This is a genomic window from Parasphingopyxis lamellibrachiae, assembly GCF_003385775.1.
GTDB classification, from domain to species: Bacteria; Pseudomonadota; Alphaproteobacteria; order Sphingomonadales; family Sphingomonadaceae; genus Parasphingopyxis; species Parasphingopyxis lamellibrachiae.
In genome coordinates this window covers 1,576,270-1,593,539 of the sequence record NZ_QRDP01000004.1, presented here as the reverse complement: position 1 = coordinate 1,593,539, position 17,270 = coordinate 1,576,270, and the positions used below count along the sequence as shown (strand labels likewise).

Genomic DNA, 17,270 nt, shown 5'->3' with positions numbered 1-17,270 from the left:
GATCGTATCGCAGGAAGAAGCTGAACTTGTGCTGATATCCGCTGAGAAGCGGTCGCCGCAGATTTAGCCGATCACGCCTTCGTCGCGCAGCGCAGCGCGCGCATCGCCCAACAGGCCGAGCCGCTCTTCGAGCACCGTATCGGTATCCGCACCCAGCGCGGGCGGCGGGGTCGCGCCGTCCTTTGGTGAAGCCTCTAACCGGAGCGGGCTGGAGACCTGCGGAATGCCGCCAATTTCTCGGCTCAGCCCGCGATGTGTGGCCTGGGGTTCGGCAAAGGCCTGTTCGATCGTGTTGATCGGGCCATGCGGCACCTTTGCTTCGATCAGCGCCGCGGTCCATTCGGCGCTGGTCCGGGTTCGCATTGCATCGACAAGCGGGGGGATCAGGCTGTCGCGATTTTCCACGCGCGCCGCGTTCGTCCGGTAGCGCTCGTCTTCGGCCATGCCACCCTCGCCAGTCAGCGCCGCGAACCGGGCGAACTGGCTGTCATTGCCGACCGCGACGATGATCCAGCCATCGGCGGTCTCGAACGGCTGATAGGGGACGACATTGGGATGGGCATTGCCGGTGCGGCCCGGTGTGTCGCCGGAAACGAGATAATTGAGCGCCTGATTGCCGAGGCTGGACATGGCGACATCGAACAGGGCGATATCGATATGCTGGCCCTCACCCGTTTTCTCGCGCTGGTAAAGGGCGGCGAGGATCGCGGCGGCGGCGTTCATGCCAGTCGTGAGATCGACCATGGCGACACCCATGCGGCGTGGCGGACCTTCGGCATCGCCGGTGATCGACATGAAGCCGCTCATCGCCTGGATCATCAGATCGTATCCGGGCTTGTCCGCATCCGGGCCGTCCTGGCCGAAACCGGTGATCGAACAATAGACAAGTTTGGGGTTGATCGCCTTGAGGCTCGTATGATCAAGGCCATATTTGGTAAGGCCACCTCGCTTGAAATTCTCGACCACAATATCGCTTTGCGCCGCAAGATCGCGGATCAGTTTCTGACCTTCCGGCGTGGCGATATCGATGGCGACCGATTTCTTGTTGCGATTGGCGGCGAGATAATAGCCGGCCGTCCGCGCTTCGCCGTCGCCGTGCCAGGGCGGCCCCCAGCCGCGGGTATCGTCGCCCACACCCGGCTTTTCGATTTTGATGATATCCGCGCCCAGATCGCCCAGCATCTGTGTGGCCCAGGGACCGGCGAGAATACGGCTGAGGTCGAGGACGCGGACGCCGGAAAGGGCTTTGGGCATCAGCTGCTGAAAGCCTGAATGCCGGTGATCGCGCGGCCAAGGATCAGGGCGTGGACATCATGGGTGCCCTCATAGGTGTTCACCGTTTCGAGATTCACGAGATGGCGGATCACGTGGAACTCGTCGGCGATGCCGTTGCCGCCATGCATGTCCCGCGCGTTGCGGGCGATATCGAGCGCCTTGCCGCAATTGTTGCGCTTGATCAGGCTGACCATCTCGGGCGCCCATGTGCCGTTATCGATATTGCGCCCCACGGTCAGCGCGGCGTTGAGTCCGAGTGCGATCTCTGTCTGCATGTTGGCAAGCTTGAGCTGGACAAGCTGGGTCGCGGCAAGGGGGCGGCCGAACTGCTTGCGGTCCAGCGTATAGGTTCGCGCCCGGTGCCAGCAATCCTCGGCCGCGCCCATCGCGCCCCAGGCAATACCGAAACGCGCCTTGTTGAGGCAGCCAAACGGGCCGCCAAGGCCTTTGGCGTTGGGGAGGCGATTCTCTTCCGGAACGAAAACCTCGTCCATCACGATCTCGCCGGTGATAGAGGCTCTGAGGCTCATCTTGCCTTCGATCTTGGGCGTGGAAAAACCTTCCATCCCGCGTTCGAGGATGAAGCCGCGGATTACCCCGTCATCGTCCTTGGCCCAGACGACCGCGATATCGGCGATCGGCGAATTGGTGATCCACATCTTCGCGCCGGACAGCGAATAGCCGCCATCGACCGATTTGGCGCGCGTCTTCATCCCGCCCGGATCGGATCCCGCATCCGGCTCTGTCAGGCCGAAACAGCCGACCCACTCGCCGGTCGCCAGCTTGGGGAGAAATTTTTCGCGCTGTTCCTCGGAGCCATAGGCATGGATCGGGTGCATGACGAGCGAGCTTTGTACGCTCATCGCTGAGCGATAGCCGGAATCCACCGCCTCGACCGCGCGTGCGACAAGGCCATAGGCGACATGGGAAACACCTGCGCAGCCATAGCCGTCGATTGTCGCGCCGAGCAGGCCGAGTTCACCCAGTTCGGTCATGATCTCGCGGTCAAAACGCTCTTCACGGGTTGCCGTCAGCACCCGCGGCAGAAGTTTTTCCTGCGCATAATTGCGCGCCGTTTCATAGACCATCTTCTCTTCGTCGGTCAGCTGCTCCTCCAACAGGAACGGATCATCCCAGCGATAGGTGAAGTTCTTCTTTTCGGCGGGTTTTACGGCGGTTTCTGTATTCACGGATTGGCTTCCTCGGATGGATTTGCGGGGGCATTAGCATAGCCGGCCGGGGAGTGCGACATATCGGCGCAAACCCGATGTCATCAAAATCGGTGATGTGCGTCACATTCCGTTCATCGAAACTGGGCAATAGCTGTCTCACCCGGACAGGGGCGCATCGAGCGAATTTGTTCGGCACAAGCCATCATGGGATGTTCCGGTTTTATGCGACCCGGCCGGACTTCCATGGTGGCTTGACCATTTCCGTCAGACCTTCGCCTCGCTCAGGCGCCGCACCAGCCCGCTCCCCCACCCGGCCTCCCACTCAGTGTATTCTATGGGAGGCCGGGTGGGGGAGCGGGCTGGTGCGGCGATTTCCTGTTAAGGAAATTCTGACAAATAAATCTCCTAAACCAGCTCCACCGCGATCGCCGTGGCTTCGCCGCCGCCGATGCACAGGCTGGCGACGCCGCGTTTCAGGCCGCGCTTTTCCAGAGCATTCAGGAGCGTCGCCATGATCCGTGCGCCCGATGCGCCGATCGGATGGCCGAGCGCGCAGGCCCCGCCATTCACGTTGATCTTGTCATGCGGGATACCGAGTTCCTGCATGGCGATCATGGCTACCACGGCAAAGGCCTCGTTGACTTCGAACAGATCGACATCGTCGATGCTCCAGCCGGCCTTGTCGAGCGCCTTGCGGATCGCCGGGACGGGGGCGGAGGTGAATTTTCCGGGTTCCTGGGCATGGGCCGCATGGGCGACGATCCGGGCCTTGACCGGCATGCCTTTATCGTTCGCCACGCTTTCACGCGTCAGCACCAAAGCGGCAGCGCCGTCCGAGATCGATGACGCGTTGGCCGCCGTTACCGTGCCATCTTTGGCAAAGGCTGGTTTCAGCGTCGGGATCTTGTCGGGCCGGGCGTTGCCGGGCTGTTCGTCGGTTGTGACGGTTTCGCTGCCCTTGCGGGTCTTGAACTCGACTGGGACCACTTCGCCGTCAAATGCGCCGCTCTCGATAGCCGCATTGGCGCGGGCGAGACTCTCGATGGCGTAATCGTCCTGCTTTTCGCGGGTGAATTGATATTCCTGCGCGGCTTCCTCGGCAAAGGCGCCCATCAGCTTGCCCTTGTCATAGGCGTCTTCGAGTCCGTCGAGGAACATCGAATCCTTCATCACATCATGGCCTATGCGCGCTCCTGCGCGGTGCTTCTGCATCAGATAGGGTGCATTGGTCATGCTCTCCATGCCGCCCGCGACGATGATGTCGGCAGTGCCGGCCTTCAGTGCGTCGTGCGCCATGATTGCCGCCTGCATACCGCTGCCGCACATCTTGTTGACGGTGGTGGCTTCGGTGGAAATCGGCAGACCGCCGCCCATCCCGGCCTGACGGGCAGGGGCCTGGCCTAGACCTGCGGGGAGAACACAGCCCATGAGAATCTGCCCGACATCGTCGCCGGAAACCCCGGCCCGATCGATTGCCGCGCGAACGGCTGTTGCACCCAGCGCCGGTGCTTCGACGGCGGACAAGGCGCCCTGGAAGCCACCCATGGGGGTGCGAGCATAGGAGGAGATGACGATGGGATCGGCGGTCATGACAGAATTCTCTCTTTTCGTTGTGCGACAAGGTCTGTGTTCACCAGTTAGTCCTTCGATGAACGGCTTTCCAGAGCCGACGTCCAACCTTTCATATCTGCCCCTTTATGCTAGCTATCGCCGCAACAATATTTTCGAGGGGAACACCATGTCGCGGGCCATATTATTCCAATTCGCAGCCAGCGCGCTGGCACTAACGCTTGGCGCTCCGGCGATAGCGCAGGATGCTGCGGGCGAGGCTGCCGAGTGGGACGTCAACAACCCGCCTCTGCCGACGCGGCAGGTGAATATCGATGTGGCCGAAGGGACATGGATGAATGTGGATGTCAGCCCGGACGGGCTGACGATCGCGTTCGATCTGCTCGGCGATATCTATACCATGCCGATCACCGGCGGAACGGCAACCGCGATCGCCACCGGCCTTGCCTGGGAAGCACAGCCCCGGTTTTCGCCCGACGGTACGCGCATAGCCTTTACCTCGGATCGCGGCGGCGGCGACAATATCTGGATCATGAACAGCAATGGCAGCGATATGCGCCAGCTGACCAATGAGAGCTTTCGCCTGCTGAACCAGCCGGACTGGTCTCCCGATGGCCAATATGTCGTCGCGCGCAAACATTTCACGACCCAGCGTTCGCTCGGTACAGGAGAGGTCTGGCTCTATCATGTTTCCGGCGGTGCCGGCGTGGCGCTGGTCGAGCGCGCTGATGAGGCCTTGCAGAAGGATCTTGGCGAGCCGGTTTTCTCGCCCGATGGCAGCAGTGTCTATTTCAGCCGCAACACAACGCCAGGCAACCAGTTCATCTATGCGCAGGATTCCAATACGCAGCTGTTCGCCATCGAACGCTATGACATGGAAACCGGAGAGCGCGAGACGGTCGTCGACGGCCCCGGCAGCGGCCTCAATCCGCGTCCTTCGCCCGATGGCCGCTATATCGCCTTTGTCCGGCGCGAACGCACCCAGTCGGTGCTCTATGTCAAGGATCTGCGTACCGGCGAAGAGCGGCGCGTCTATGACCAGCTCGACCGCGACATGCAGGAAACCTGGTCGGTCTATGGGACCTATCCGCGCATCGACTGGACGCCGGACAGTCAGAGCCTCGTTTTCTGGGCCGGCGGCGAGATTCGCCGCGTTGGGGTGAATGGCGGCGAGGCGCAGACGATTCCGTTCCGGGTGACGGGCACGCGCGATGTTATCGATCCGCCGCGCCCGTCCGTCGAAGTCGCGCCCGACAGCTTCATGACGCGCATGCCGCGCTTCGCCAATGTATCGCCGGATGGCAGACAGGTCGTGTTCGAGAGCATGGGCCGTCTCTATGTCCGCAATACCGCCAATGGCACGCCGCGCCGGCTGACTCGCCAGACGGAGGCGTTCGAGCTTTTCCCGAGCTGGTCGCGTGACGGACGGCGGATAACCTATATTCGCTGGACCGATGACGGCCTTGGCCAGGTGCGCGTGATGAACGCCAATGGCAGCGGCGACCGGGCCGTAACCAGCGAGCCCGGCCATTATCGCCGGCCGCGTTTCTCGCCCGATGGCGGCACCATTGTGTTTGAAAAGGGCGAGGGCGGTTTCCTGACCTCGGGTGATTGGTCTGAGCGGGCCGGGATTTATGCGGTCCCCACCGCCGGTGGGGCAGCGCGGCGCGTAACCGACACGGGCGGCAATCCGCAATTCGGAGCAGGTAACGACCGGATATTCCTGACCGTCAATGAAGAGAGCAAGCAGCGGCTGATCAGCGTCGATCTGTCCGGCAACGATCGCCGCGTTCATGCGACGGGTGACCTGGTCACCAGTTACGAAGTCGCGCCGAATGGCCGATCGCTTGCCTTTACCGAGAATTACCAGGCGTTTGTCGTCCCCATGTTGCCGGGTGCGCAGGACATGCAGCTCAAATCCGATGCGACGACCCTGCCGATTGTGCGGGTGAGCGGCGACGGCGCCAGCTATCTGAGCTGGAGCAATGGTGGGGACAGGCTGAACTGGTCGCTCGGACCGACACTCTATTCGGCTGCGGCGAGTACGATCTTCCCGACTTCTCCGCCCGCAGAAGGCCAGGAGCGCCCGGCCTTCACCCCTCCGGCAAGCGGCGTCTCGCTGTCCATACCGGTTCAGGCTGCGCGGCCCGATACCCGGGTTGCGCTGACCGGCGCGCGGATCGTGACCATGCAGAGCGAGGATGGCGGCATCATCGAAAACGGAACGATCGTGATCGACGGGGACCGTATTGCCGCCGTTGGTCCGGCCAGCTCCACCGCGATCCCGGTGGGCTACCAGACCGTTGATATGGCCGGGACAACCATCGTGCCCGGCTATATCGACGCCCATTCGCACGGGCCACAGGGCACGGACGATATCGTGCCGCAGCAGAACTGGCACACCATCGCCCATCTCGCCTTCGGGGTGACGACGGTCCACAACCCCTCGACATCGTCGAGCGAGTTTTTCTCGGCAGCGGAGATGCAGCAGGCGGGGATGATCCTTGCGCCGCGTCTCTTCTCGACCGGCGAAATCGTCTATGGTGCCCGCGCACCAAGCGTTTATGCGCAGATCGACAGTCTTGAAGATGCCCGGCACCATGTCCGCCGGCTACAGGCGCAGGGCGCGCACAGCATCAAGAATTACAACCAGCCGCGGCGTGAACAGCGCCAGCAGGTCGTGGCCGCTGCGATCGAGCAGAATATCGCCGTAGTGGCGGAGGGCGGCTCGCTCTTCGGCATGGATATGGCGCTGATTGCCGACGGCAACACGACGCTTGAGCACAATATCCCCCAGGCCGTGCTCTATGAGGATGTGCTGAGCTTCTTCAGCCAGACCAATGTCGGTTATACGCCGACACTGGTGGTGACCTATTCCGGCCTCGCCGCCGATCCCTATTGGCGCGCGCATACCGATGTCTGGCGGCACCCGATCCTGTCCCGTCATGTTCCGCCCCGGCAATTGCAATCCAATAATGTCCGCCGGACGATTGCGCCGGAAGAGGATTATGTCGACGATGAAGCCGCGGCAGGCGCCCATGCGCTGGCATTGCGCGGCGTGCCGGTCTCCATCGGAGCCCATGGCCAGGAAGAGGGGCTCGCCGCCCATTGGGAAATGTGGAGCTTCGTAAGGGGCGGGATGAGCCCGCTCGAGGCGCTGCGCGCAGCGACCATCGTACCGGCCCAGTCGCTTGGCTTTGCGAACGATATTGGCAGCCTGGAGACGGGCAAGCTCGCCGATCTCGTGGTTCTCGATGCCGATCCGACCGCCGATATCCAGAATAGCGACGATATCCGTTATGTCATGATCGGCGGCCGGATGTACGATCCGGTCACGATGAATGAGACGATCACCGGCAATCGGACGCGCCAGCCCTATTTCTGGGAGTAGTATCGGGGCTGCACTTCGCCGGAGTACGACGAACCGACTCAGTCTTGCGGTGCGCTGTTGCGTAGCGGCTGTTCGCTCATTCGCGCGCAAGGAAGCAGGGCCTATACTCAGCGAATACTGGCGAGCCGCAGCTTGCCCGAAGTTCGCGAGGGGAAGGTTCGTCATGCGTTGGAAAAATTTCGTTCGGAAACCGCCTATTTGGCGAAAGGCGCTGCTGGCCGGATTGCTGGCCGTGCCGATCGCGGGTTGCGCCGGGGTTATCCCGCAGGCGACAGCCCAGACGCCGCAATCGAGTGCGCCCTATATCGCGCCGCCGCCTGCCGAGGCGCGCCAGCCGGCGCGCCGCGAACCGGTTGAGGTTACGCGCGGGCCATCGCGCCAACTCAGCGACAGCGTTACCGCTCTGGGCAGTGCCTTTAACGGCGAAGTCGGTATCGCCGTGCGCGATGTCGAGGAAGGCTGGACGGTCTCCTGGAATGGCGAACGCTTCCTGCCGCAGCAAAGCGTCAGCAAGACCTGGGTTGCGATGACGGTTCTCGATCAGGTCGATCGTGGCGAAATGTCGCTCGACCGGATGGTCCGCGTCCGCCCGGAAGATGCGGTGGTCTTTCACCAGCCGATGCTTTCCCGGATGGGCAATGGCGGGTTTCAGGCTTCGATTCGCGAGCTTTTCACCCAGGCAATGACGCGGAGCGACAATCTCGCCAATGACCGGTTGTTATGGCTTTCTGGCGGCCCGGAGGCCGTTCGCGCCTTTTTCGCCCGCAACAATCTCGAAGGATTGCGGTTCGGGCCTGGAGAGCGCGAGTTGCAGAGCGGCATTGCCGGTCTGACCTGGCGGCAGTCCATGGCGCGCGGACGACAATTCTATTCCGCCCGATCGGCACTGGCGCAATCCGTTCGCCGGGCGGCGATGGATCGCTACCTTGCCGATCCGGTTGATGGCGCGACCGCCAATGGCATGGTCGAGGCGCTGGCCCGGCTGGTGCGCGGCGAATTGCTGTCCGAACGCTCGACCGAGCTGATGATTTCAACGATGCGCGCTTCGCGCACCGGGCCGCAGCGGCTGCGCGGCGGTGTGCCTGAAGCGAGCGGTTGGCAATTCGGCCACAAGACGGGCACGGGTCAGAATCTCAACGGTATGGTTGCCGGTTATAACGATGTCGGGATCGTGACGACGCCCGATGGCCGCAACTATGCAGTGGCTGTGCTGATCGGCAACACGCGGGTCGGCATTCCCGCGCGTCAGCGGCTGATGCAGGCGGTTATGGGCCAGGTTGTCAGCCATCATCTGCGCCGCCGCTACGAACTGTTCAGTGGCGGGACTCTCCAGACCAATTAGACTCCGTCGGGATCAACCATCGGCAAAGGCCCGCGCACCATGCTCGACCCGCTTGGTGCTGCTCTGCGCCATGGCGACCGAACGTTCGCGCACCGTCTCCAGGAACAGCCATTCGCCGCGCACTTCCGCCGGGGTGAGGGTAACGGTCAGATAGCCGCGCCGCGAACTGTCGGTCCAGCGCAGGTCCGGACTGGCTTCGACAAGAAGGCCGGCGAGCGTTTCCGGGTTCATCTGCGGCAGGAAGCTCTCAAAGCCTGGCGAGGTCACGCTGTGTCCGGCCATTTCAACGCCGACATTGGCGCCATCCTGATGCAGGTCGAAGGCCCAGGCGTTGTGACTGTCTCCGCTGAGCACGATCAGGTTCGCATCCGCCTCCTGTGCGGAGGCGAGAAGCCGGGTCCGCGCGGCCGGATAGCCGTCCCACGCGTCGAGATTGAGCGGTAGCCCCGCCTGCGTCGCAGCTGCGAAAAGCGCGCCGCGCTGGCGGACCAGTGCATTATCGCTGCCGGCAATTTCGGCGGCAAGCGGCAGCGGGAAATTGGTGCGTCCCATGATCACTTGCTGGCCGAGGATCTGCCAGCGGGTTCCGGACGCTGTCGAGACAGCCAATTGAGCCGCGACCCAGGCTTCCTGTTCGGCACCCATTATTGTTCGTGCCTCGTCCGACCAGGGGCCGTCGCGAAACGCGGCGAGGCTCTGCGATACCGCGCTGCCATCTCCCACTGCCACGGCGTAATCCAGCTGTTCGCTGCGCGCAGTCAAACGGGTTTCGGGCAGGATGATCGTGGCGAGATCGCCAATCTGATAGCTGTCCCATGGTGCATCGGACACGGGCATCCAGTCATGATAGGCCTGCATGGCCGCGCGTTTTCGGGCGTTCCAATCGCCTTCGTCCGGCTGATGGTTTTCCGCCCCGCCATGCCAGGGATCGTTGGCGATTTCATGGTCGTCCCAGCGCGCGATCATCGGGAAATTGCGGTGCAGCGCAGCGAGATCGGGGTCGGCGCGGTATGTCGCGTAGCGCAGCCAGTAATCGGCAAGCGCGATAATCTCGGCGGAGGGCATCAGTTCGCGCCCGGCCAGGGCCTGTTCCTCGCTTGGATATCTGCCCATTTCATATTCGTAGAAATAGTCGCCCGTATGGATGATCAGGTCGAGATCGTTGCGCGCGGCCGCATGGCGATAAGCGTTGAAATGTCCAAAGCGGAAGTTGGAACAGGAGAAGACGCCGAGCGTGAACTCGCCGACCGGCCCTTCGGGCAGAGTGCGGGTTCTCCCGGTGACCGAAGCCGTGCCGTCCGGAGCGATGAAGCGGTAGAAATACCAGCGGCCCGGCTCAAGTCCCGGAATGACGATCTTGGCGGTGAAATCATGCGCATTGCGCGCCGTGGTTTCCCCCCGCGCCACGATCCTGCCGAATTCTGCATCCTCGGCGATCTCTGCCCGCAACACGGGTTCGCCCTCGGACACATAGCGCGTCCAGAGCAGGACGGAATTCTGCGTAGGCTCACCCGAAGCGACCTGGTGGGTGAAGCCTCGCGCGGCGAGCAGCCGGGCCGCGCCCGGCGTCGCCACGGCCGCCAGGCCGAACAACCCGCTTTGCAGAAGAAGCCGTCTGTCCATCGTAATCGTCATGCCTGTTCCTCTCTATCTCCCGGCGCTTATTGCCGCGCCACATTGCAAGCCGATGACGGCCCGCGTCAAAGTTGCGTGCGCAGGCTCCACAGTTCGGGGAAGGCGCGCTTCGACAGTGTCGATTGCAGATAGGGTACGCCTGCCGTTCCGCCAGTGCCTCGCTTGCCGCCGATAACGCGTTCCACCGTCACCACATGTTTGTGCCGCCAGCTTGCCATGGCGTCGTCGACATCGACGAGCTTTTCGGCGAGCTGGTACAGCTCCCACCATTTCTCGGTATCCCGATAGACTGCGGCCCAGCCATTCTCGACGGCTTCGCTCGGCACATAGGGTGCAGACCAGTCTCGTTCGGTTGTCTCGGCGGGGATATCGAGACCGGCGCGCGCCGCCGCGCGGTTGGCCTCATCCCACAGGCTGGGCGCATTGAGAGCCGCCCGCATCGCCGATTGTTCGGCGCTGTCGTCATCCTGATGCTTGAGATGGCTCCCGTCCTTCAGGCCCAGCATGAATTCGACCTGCCGGAATTGCGCGGATTGGAAACCCGAACTGTGGCCCAGAACTTCGCGAAAGCGCGTATAATCGGCCGGGGTCATTGTTGCCAGGACATCCCAGCTCAGGGTCATGACCGCCTGGATCCGGCTGACCCGCGCCAGCCCCTTATAGGCCGGGACGAGGGAATCCTCGCGTACCAGCGCCAGGGCCTGTTCCAGTTCGTACACTATCTGTTTGAGCCAGAGTTCCTTGGTCTGATGGATGATGATGAACAGCATTTCGTCGTGCAGCCCCGATATCGGGTGCTGTGCCGAGAGCAGCGTGTCGAGCGCGAGATAGCGCCCATAGGTCATTTCTTCGGATGATTGTGTCATGATCGGATATCTAGCTGGCCCCGCCCGGTGCCGCCAGAGGATTTAAGCGCGCTCGAGAGCGCAGTTTCACGATTCCGAACCGGCCGCCACCGGCTCTTTGGCAGACAGGCGGGACCGAATGAACGATATGAATGCCGACACCTTCTTGGGCATATGCTTTCTATTCGGATAAACGGCGGAAATTGCGGTTTGATAATTGGTCGGCGTGGCTAACATGTCGGGGAAAAGGTCGATCAGCCTCCCGGTCGATAGATCCTCGCCGATCAACCAGTCGCTCAGCAGGACAATGCCTTTCCCGTGGAGTGCATATTCCCGAAGTATGAGTCCGCTATTTGCCGACATGGTCGATGAAATGGGCACTTCTGTCTCTTTGCCCGTGGAAGATCTGAATCGCCAGACGCTCGAAAAGCCCGGCAACGGAAATATCAGGCAATCGAGTTTGCTGATTTCCTCCACCGCTTCCGGTCGACCGTTCCGTTGCAGCCATTCCGGGCTGGCGCAGGCGAAATAGCGCGTTTGAAGTATCGGTTTTGCAATCAAACTGGAATCGGGAAGCGGGCCGTGGCGAATGGCAAGGTCAAATCGCTCGCCAACTATGTCAACGATCCGGTCATTGAGCGTGATATCCAGCGTGATCCCTGGATAGGTGTCTGAAAAATCTGCCAGATGCGGGCCCAGACATTTGATTCCAAATGAGTGTGATGCGGATATTCGCAACTTTCCCGAAACTTCATCCCCGGCATCAGCCGCCCTTGATCGGATCGAGCGCAGCGCCTCGAGCGGCTCTTCCACCTGAGTGGCAAGCAACGTGGCGGCTTCGGTCGCCGCAATATTTCGGGTCGTGCGATAGAATAGGAGCATGTCCAGATCAGCTTCGAGCGCTGCAATCGCGCGGGAGATGGCCGATGGGGAAACGCCGCGCTGCCGGGCGACGGCGCTGAAGCTCCCGGAATAGAAAACCTCGCTGAAGATCTCGAGATTGGTCAAATTCATTTATGCGTGTTCCGCAATAGTGTTTCGCATTTCATGCGGTAGATGCAATTGGGCGAACGGTCTACTCCATCCCTGAACTTGAAGGAGATTGCTGATGAAGACACTTGTCGAGAAAGGGCGGGCCTTTCGCGCGCTGCACGAGACCGGAGAACCTTTTGTTCTCGCAAATGCCTGGGATGGCGGCTCGGCAAGGCTGCTCCAAGGTGCTGGCGCTGTGGCGATCGGCACGACGAGTGCCGGCTTCGCCTTTTCCATTGGCAAGGTCGACAACGAAACCGGGCGCGACGCGATCCTGGAGAACGCGCGCACTATCGCGGCGGCCACCGATTTGCCGGTTAGCGGCGATCTTGAGAACGGATTTGGAGCCGATGCTGGTTCTGTTGCCGAAACGATCCGGCGTGCCGGTGCGGCGGGGCTTGTCGGTGGCTCGATCGAGGATTCAACCTATGATGCCAGGGCGCCGCTCTACGAGACGGGACAAGCGGTTGAACGGATCGAAGCTGCGATGGAGGCCGCGCGCTCCCTGCCGTTCGATTTTACACTCACCGCCCGGGCGGAGAATTATCTCGCAGGCAGACCCGATCTGGCCGACACGATCGCACGCTTGCAGGCGTATCAGGATGCGGGGGCCCATGTTCTTTATGCTCCTGGATTGACCGACCCGGAAGATATTCGAAGCGTCGTGTCCTCGGTCGATCGACCGGTGAACGTTGTTGTGGGGCTGTCCGGAACCATGCCAGATCTCGATGCGTTTCGCGATCTTGGCGTGGCCCGGCTGAGTATCGGCAGCGCCTATGCCCGGCTTGCCTATGGCGAGGTTGTGCGCGCGATGGAGGCCATTTTGAAAGACGGAAATTTTGATGCGCTGGCCGCAGCCATGCCATATGGCGCGATATCCGAAAGGCTTTCTTGATGGATAGAAAGCCGGCGAAAACGCCAGCGCCGCCATATTATTCGGTTACGACAACGGCATCCCTTGGCAAAAAGCACGATCCTCACCGCCATGTGAGCCTTGGCCTGGCTCTGTACGCCCAGGCTGAGACGATTGACGGTTTCCTGGGGTGGGAGGTTATGATGGAAACGGATTTTTCAATCGCGATCTCCTACTGGCGTTCACTCGGATCGATTGAAACCTGGCGCCACCATGAGGGGCATTGCGGGGCAAAGCAGCTTGGGAAGAAATGGTTTAGCCACTGCATCACAAGAATTGCCCTGGTCGAGCGTGACTATGGATTCGAAGAGTAGGTCCCTTGGAATTTGCATGGATGCGGAGTGACGAGGAGATTTGACGAGAGGCCCTAGATCCGCTCCGCCTGGCTGACGCATTCGGCCGCGCGCAGGGCCGCCACGATGCGCATCAGGTGCGCCCGGTCATGCACTTCGATATCGACGCAGAAGCTGTGAAAGCTGCCATCGCGATTTTCCAGCTTCACATTGATGATGTTGGCGCCATGTGTGCCGAATATCCCGGCCATCACCGCAAGCGAACCGGGCTCATTCTTGAGCACGACCCGCAGCTGCGCCGTGCCGCCATCCGAACCGTCGCCCCAGTTGACCGCCAGCCAGTCGGCGTCATTGCCGTCGGCGAGCGTGTCGCAATCAATCGTGTGAATCTCGATATCCTTGCCAGTGCGCCGGATGCCGACGATCCGGTCCCCGGGGAGCGGGTGGCAGCACTCGGCAAGCTGGAAGGCGACCCCCGGTGTCAGTCCCTTGATCGAAATCGCATGGCCGGTCGGCGGCCTGACATTGTGCAGGTCTCCGCTTCCCATGCCCGGCATCAGGGCTTCCATCAGCGCGCGATCGTCGATTTCCTTGCGCGCGATTTTCTCCATCAACGCGTCTTCCTTGGCCAGCTTCAGGCGTTGGAGCGCCGCCTTGGTGGCTCCGCGGCCGAGCGGCGCCGGCAGCCGCGCGACAACCTGGTCGAACAGTTTCCGGCCGAGCGAGATCGTCTCTTCCTTTTCCTTCTGGCGGACGAAACGGCGGATCGCCGCCCGCGCCTTGCCGGTGACCACAAAGCTCAGCCAGCCGGGATCGGGATGCTGGTTGTCCGATCTCAGGATCCGCACCTGATCGCCATTTTCCAGCTGGGTCCGCAGCGGCACGACCCGGCCGTTCACCTTTGCGCCAACCGTCTGACTGCCGAGGTCCGTATGCACTTCGAAAGCGAAATCGACGACCGTTGCGCCCTTGGGCAGCTGGATCAGTTCGCCAGCCGGCGTGAAGGCGAAGATCCGATCCTGGTACATCGCCATGCGGGTATGTTCGAGCAGCTCTTCGGGGCTGTCGGTGGTTTCGAGAATCTCGATCAGGTCGCGGATCCAGCCGGCCTGGCCGTCCGGCCGGTCTCCCTGCTTGTAACTCCAATGGGCAGCCAGGCCATGTTCGGCCTGTTCGTGCATCGCCTTGCTGCGGATCTGGATCTCGATCCGTCGGTCTTCGCCATATTGGACGGAGGTGTGGATGGATCGGTAGCCGTTGCGTTTCGGCGTCGAGATGTAGTCCTTGAACCGGCCGGGAACCATGTGCCACTTTTCGTGCAGGATGCCGAGCGCCTGATAACAGGCGGCGACATCCGGAACGATTGCACGAAACGCCATCACGTCGGTCAGCGTTTCAAAGGAAACATGGCGCTCCGCCATCTTTCGCCAGATCGAATAGGGGTGTTTCTCCCGCCCGGTGACATCCGCGTCCACACCATGGCTGCCGAGCACAATTTTGAGCTCCTCGGCGATCCGGTCGATAATGGTGGCGCCTTCCCCTTCGCGGAGCCGGTCGAGACGGGTCGAGATCGACTCCCATGCGTCGGGCTCGAGATGCTGGAAGGACAGCGTCTGCATCTCCTTCATGAATTCATACATGCCGATCCGCTCGGCCAGCGGCGCATAGATATCCATCGTCTCGCGCGCGATGCGGCGGCGCTTGTCGTCATTCTTGATGAAGTGCAACGTGCGCATATTGTGCAGCCTGTCCGCCAGCTTGACGAGCAGGACGCGGATGTCGCCTGACATGGCGAGCAGGAATTTGCGCAGATTTTCGGCCGCGCGTTCGGTATCGGACTGGGCCTCGATCGTCGAAAGCTTGGTAACGCCGTCAACCAGGCGCGCGACATTCTCGCCGAACAGCCGCTCAATCTCTTCCTGCGTGGCGACGGTATCTTCGATTGTATCGTGGAGGATCGCGGTGGCGATCGTTTCGTCGTCGAGCCTCAGATCGGTAAGGATGCCGGCGACTTCGATCGGGTGGCTGAAATAGGGATCGCCGGAAGCGCGCTTTTGCGTGCCATGGGCATTGACCGAAAACACATAGGCGCGGTTGATCAGGGCCTCGTCGGCCTCCGGGTCATAGCTTTTGACCTGTTCGATCAGTTCATATTGTCTCAGCACCCGGCCAAGATGGCCGGGTGCTGGGATATTGCAACCAAATTAGTGGCTTTGGGGCCGGTTGAAGCGGGAATTATCTTACAGCTTCGTTGCACCGGGCGAGTTCTTCTTCGGTCAATGCTTCATTGTCGGCCGAGAAGGATACCAGCGTGCCGAGTTCGCGTGCGACGGAGTAGCAGGTGTTGGCCGGCCCGCTGCGGGCCTGATCGGTGGCGCAGCTATTGCCGTCGCAAACCCAGGGGGCTCTGCGGATCACATGAACCCGGTCGCTCGGCGCTTCGGCCAGCGTCGCCTGGTAGACGGTACGCGCCTGTGCGCCGGTGGCGGTGAACAGGAAGGCGACAGTGACGAGGGAGAGGAGAAGGGTGAGGGTGCGTTGCATGATATTCGTCTTTCTTGGACAATAGGGGAGGATTAGGTCGCGCTGCTTATGCGGCGGTTGCCATGAACAGCGCTGTGGTAGCTACGAACGAGAGAAGTGCGGTCAGGATCTGTTGCATGATTCGGGGCCTTCGCTTTAGGTTGCGAATCACTACTTAGTCGAATCAGTTTTAAGTTGCAACTAAAAACTAGTCGAGGTAGATAGATTTTGCGAATCCACCGTTTTGCAGTAGGCTGAACTCTTATGGGCAAACTAACCGAACCACTTGGCGATATTGGCGATGATGAATGCGGACTTCCCCGTGCGCTGGAAGCGATGGGGGAGCGCTGGTCATTTATGATTTTGCGCGCGGCTTTCAATGGCCTCAAACATTTTGAGGAAATGCAGTCCAATCTCGGCATCGCGCGCAACATATTGGCCAACCGGCTCGGTCGGCTCGTGGAGAGCGAAATCCTTGAGCGCCAGCCATGCCCCGATGATCGTCGCAAGATCGAATATAAGCTCACCGAAAAGGGCGAATCGCTGCTGCCGACGATGATCGCGCTTAGGCAATGGGGCGAAAAATGGGGCACGGGCGTGCCCTCAAACCCGGTATTGTGCGACGAACGCGATCGTCAGCCTGTCCAGACTATCCGGGTGCACGCGCATGACGGTCGGCCGCTCGACTGGCACGACCTGTTATGGGTCGATCAGAGCGATGTGGTTGCCGAAGCCGCCGAATAGAAACTGCTAGCCGGAATCGTTGGGATGCAGAAACAAAAAGGCCCGCGCAATGCGCGGGCCTTTTTGTTTGATCGTCCGGAAAGCGAATTAGCCTTCGTAATCGGCCGCGACATTCGTGTTGCGAGGCGGGGCGGAGGCCGTAAGGCGCAGCGCTTCGGCGGACTGGGACAGCGAACCGACTTCATCGGCTTCTTCCTCATCGTCGATCTGAACCCGCTGCAGGCTTTGCACCAGCGCCTCTTCAAGATGCTTCGGCTTGATAGTCGCTTCGGCAATTTCGCGCAGCGCGACGACCGGATTTTTATCGCGATCGCGATCAAGCGTCAGCTCGGCGCCGCCCGAAATCTGACGCGCCCGCTGGGCCGAGAGCAGGACCAGATCAAAACGGTTGGGAATCTTGTCGACACAATCTTCGACGGTAACGCGCGCCATGGCTTGTTCCAATTGTCAGCAATACGGGAAAGGCGGCGAAATAGGTCCGGGCGCGCGGATTGTCAAGAAATTCTCCCGCTTGCGGCGCGGGGCATATGCAGCCT

General features: G+C 61.3%; 14 protein-coding genes and 1 pseudogene. 5 read left to right on the top strand and 10 right to left on the bottom strand.

Features of this window, described 5'->3' with window-relative positions; genetic code table 11:
• Nucleotides 1-63: 63 nt before the first annotated feature.
• From DFR46_RS07940 to DFR46_RS07930, 3 genes are all read right to left on the bottom strand, one after another.
• Nucleotides 64-1,254: a CaiB/BaiF CoA transferase family protein gene (locus DFR46_RS07940; RefSeq protein WP_116235959.1), complete on the bottom strand. Its 1,191-nt coding sequence runs from the start codon at nucleotides 1,252-1,254 to the stop codon at nucleotides 64-66.
• On the bottom strand, nucleotides 1,254-2,465 hold the full coding sequence (locus tag DFR46_RS07935) for an acyl-CoA dehydrogenase (RefSeq protein WP_245953748.1): 1,212 nt from the start codon (nucleotides 2,463-2,465) through the stop codon (nucleotides 1,254-1,256). The genes DFR46_RS07940 and DFR46_RS07935 overlap by 1 nt, the downstream gene beginning before the upstream one ends.
• Before the next feature lie 387 nt (nucleotides 2,466-2,852).
• Entirely contained in the window at nucleotides 2,853-4,037 is a 1,185-nt protein-coding gene (locus tag DFR46_RS07930) for an acetyl-CoA C-acyltransferase (protein WP_116235958.1), read from the bottom strand.
• Nucleotides 4,038-4,185: 148 nt separating this feature from the next.
• Here DFR46_RS07930 and DFR46_RS07925 point away from each other — a divergent pair, with 148 nt between their 5' ends.
• Nucleotides 4,186-7,407, top strand: a complete 3,222-nt coding sequence (locus DFR46_RS07925) for an amidohydrolase family protein (protein WP_116237224.1) — start codon at nucleotides 4,186-4,188, stop codon at nucleotides 7,405-7,407.
• 163 nt (nucleotides 7,408-7,570) lie between these two features.
• Complete coding sequence (locus tag DFR46_RS07920; protein WP_116235957.1) at nucleotides 7,571-8,749, top strand: serine hydrolase; 1,179 nt, start codon at nucleotides 7,571-7,573, stop codon at nucleotides 8,747-8,749.
• A gap of 12 nt (nucleotides 8,750-8,761) precedes the next feature.
• Here DFR46_RS07920 and DFR46_RS07915 read toward each other — a convergent pair whose 3' ends face one another.
• From DFR46_RS07915 to DFR46_RS15040, 4 genes and pseudogenes are all read right to left on the bottom strand, one after another.
• The gene (locus tag DFR46_RS07915; RefSeq protein ID WP_116235956.1) at nucleotides 8,762-10,384 is read right to left on the bottom strand and encodes an alkaline phosphatase D family protein; all 1,623 of its coding nucleotides are present in this window, start codon (nucleotides 10,382-10,384) and stop codon (nucleotides 8,762-8,764) included.
• A 65-nt stretch (nucleotides 10,385-10,449) separates the two neighbouring features.
• On the bottom strand, nucleotides 10,450-11,250 hold the full coding sequence (locus DFR46_RS07910) for a tryptophan 2,3-dioxygenase (RefSeq protein ID WP_116235955.1): 801 nt from the start codon (nucleotides 11,248-11,250) through the stop codon (nucleotides 10,450-10,452).
• Between the two features lie 66 nt (nucleotides 11,251-11,316).
• Nucleotides 11,317-12,111 carry a substrate binding domain-containing protein gene (locus DFR46_RS07905; protein WP_245953746.1) on the bottom strand — a complete coding sequence of 265 codons (795 nt, stop codon included), beginning with the start codon at nucleotides 12,109-12,111 and terminating at the stop codon, nucleotides 11,317-11,319.
• 9 nt (nucleotides 12,112-12,120) lie between these two features.
• A pseudogene (locus tag DFR46_RS15040) lies at nucleotides 12,121-12,243 on the bottom strand (LysR family transcriptional regulator); the annotation flags it as partial.
• 94 nt (nucleotides 12,244-12,337) lie between these two features.
• Between DFR46_RS15040 and DFR46_RS07900 the strand changes: the two are divergent.
• Together DFR46_RS07900 and DFR46_RS07895 are read left to right on the top strand one after the other, a co-directional pair.
• Nucleotides 12,338-13,156: an isocitrate lyase/PEP mutase family protein gene (locus DFR46_RS07900; protein ID WP_116235953.1), complete on the top strand. Its 819-nt coding sequence runs from the start codon at nucleotides 12,338-12,340 to the stop codon at nucleotides 13,154-13,156.
• Nucleotides 13,156-13,488, top strand: coding sequence for an antibiotic biosynthesis monooxygenase family protein (locus DFR46_RS07895; RefSeq protein WP_147297642.1), 333 nt, complete (start codon nucleotides 13,156-13,158; stop codon nucleotides 13,486-13,488). The genes DFR46_RS07900 and DFR46_RS07895 overlap by 1 nt, the downstream gene beginning before the upstream one ends.
• A 53-nt stretch (nucleotides 13,489-13,541) precedes the next feature.
• On the opposite strand, the gene DFR46_RS07890 is transcribed toward DFR46_RS07895, so the two are convergent.
• Both DFR46_RS07890 and DFR46_RS07885 read right to left on the bottom strand, forming a co-directional pair.
• Complete coding sequence (locus tag DFR46_RS07890) at nucleotides 13,542-15,632, bottom strand: RelA/SpoT family protein (protein ID WP_116235951.1); 2,091 nt, start codon at nucleotides 15,630-15,632, stop codon at nucleotides 13,542-13,544.
• 70 nt (nucleotides 15,633-15,702) lie between these two features.
• A complete protein-coding gene (locus DFR46_RS07885) occupies nucleotides 15,703-16,011 on the bottom strand; it encodes a CC_3452 family protein (protein WP_116235950.1) in 309 nt (102 codons plus the stop codon).
• 243 nt (nucleotides 16,012-16,254) lie between these two features.
• Here DFR46_RS07885 and DFR46_RS07880 point away from each other — a divergent pair, with 243 nt between their 5' ends.
• Nucleotides 16,255-16,734 (top strand): winged helix-turn-helix transcriptional regulator, encoded by a 480-nt coding sequence (locus DFR46_RS07880; protein ID WP_116235949.1) that lies wholly within the window; start codon nucleotides 16,255-16,257, stop codon nucleotides 16,732-16,734.
• 87 nt (nucleotides 16,735-16,821) lie between these two features.
• Here the strand turns inward: DFR46_RS07880 and rpoZ are convergent, their stop codons facing one another.
• Complete coding sequence (gene rpoZ / locus DFR46_RS07875; protein WP_116235948.1) at nucleotides 16,822-17,166, bottom strand: DNA-directed RNA polymerase subunit omega; 345 nt, start codon at nucleotides 17,164-17,166, stop codon at nucleotides 16,822-16,824.
• Between the last annotated feature and the right edge of the window lie 104 nt (nucleotides 17,167-17,270).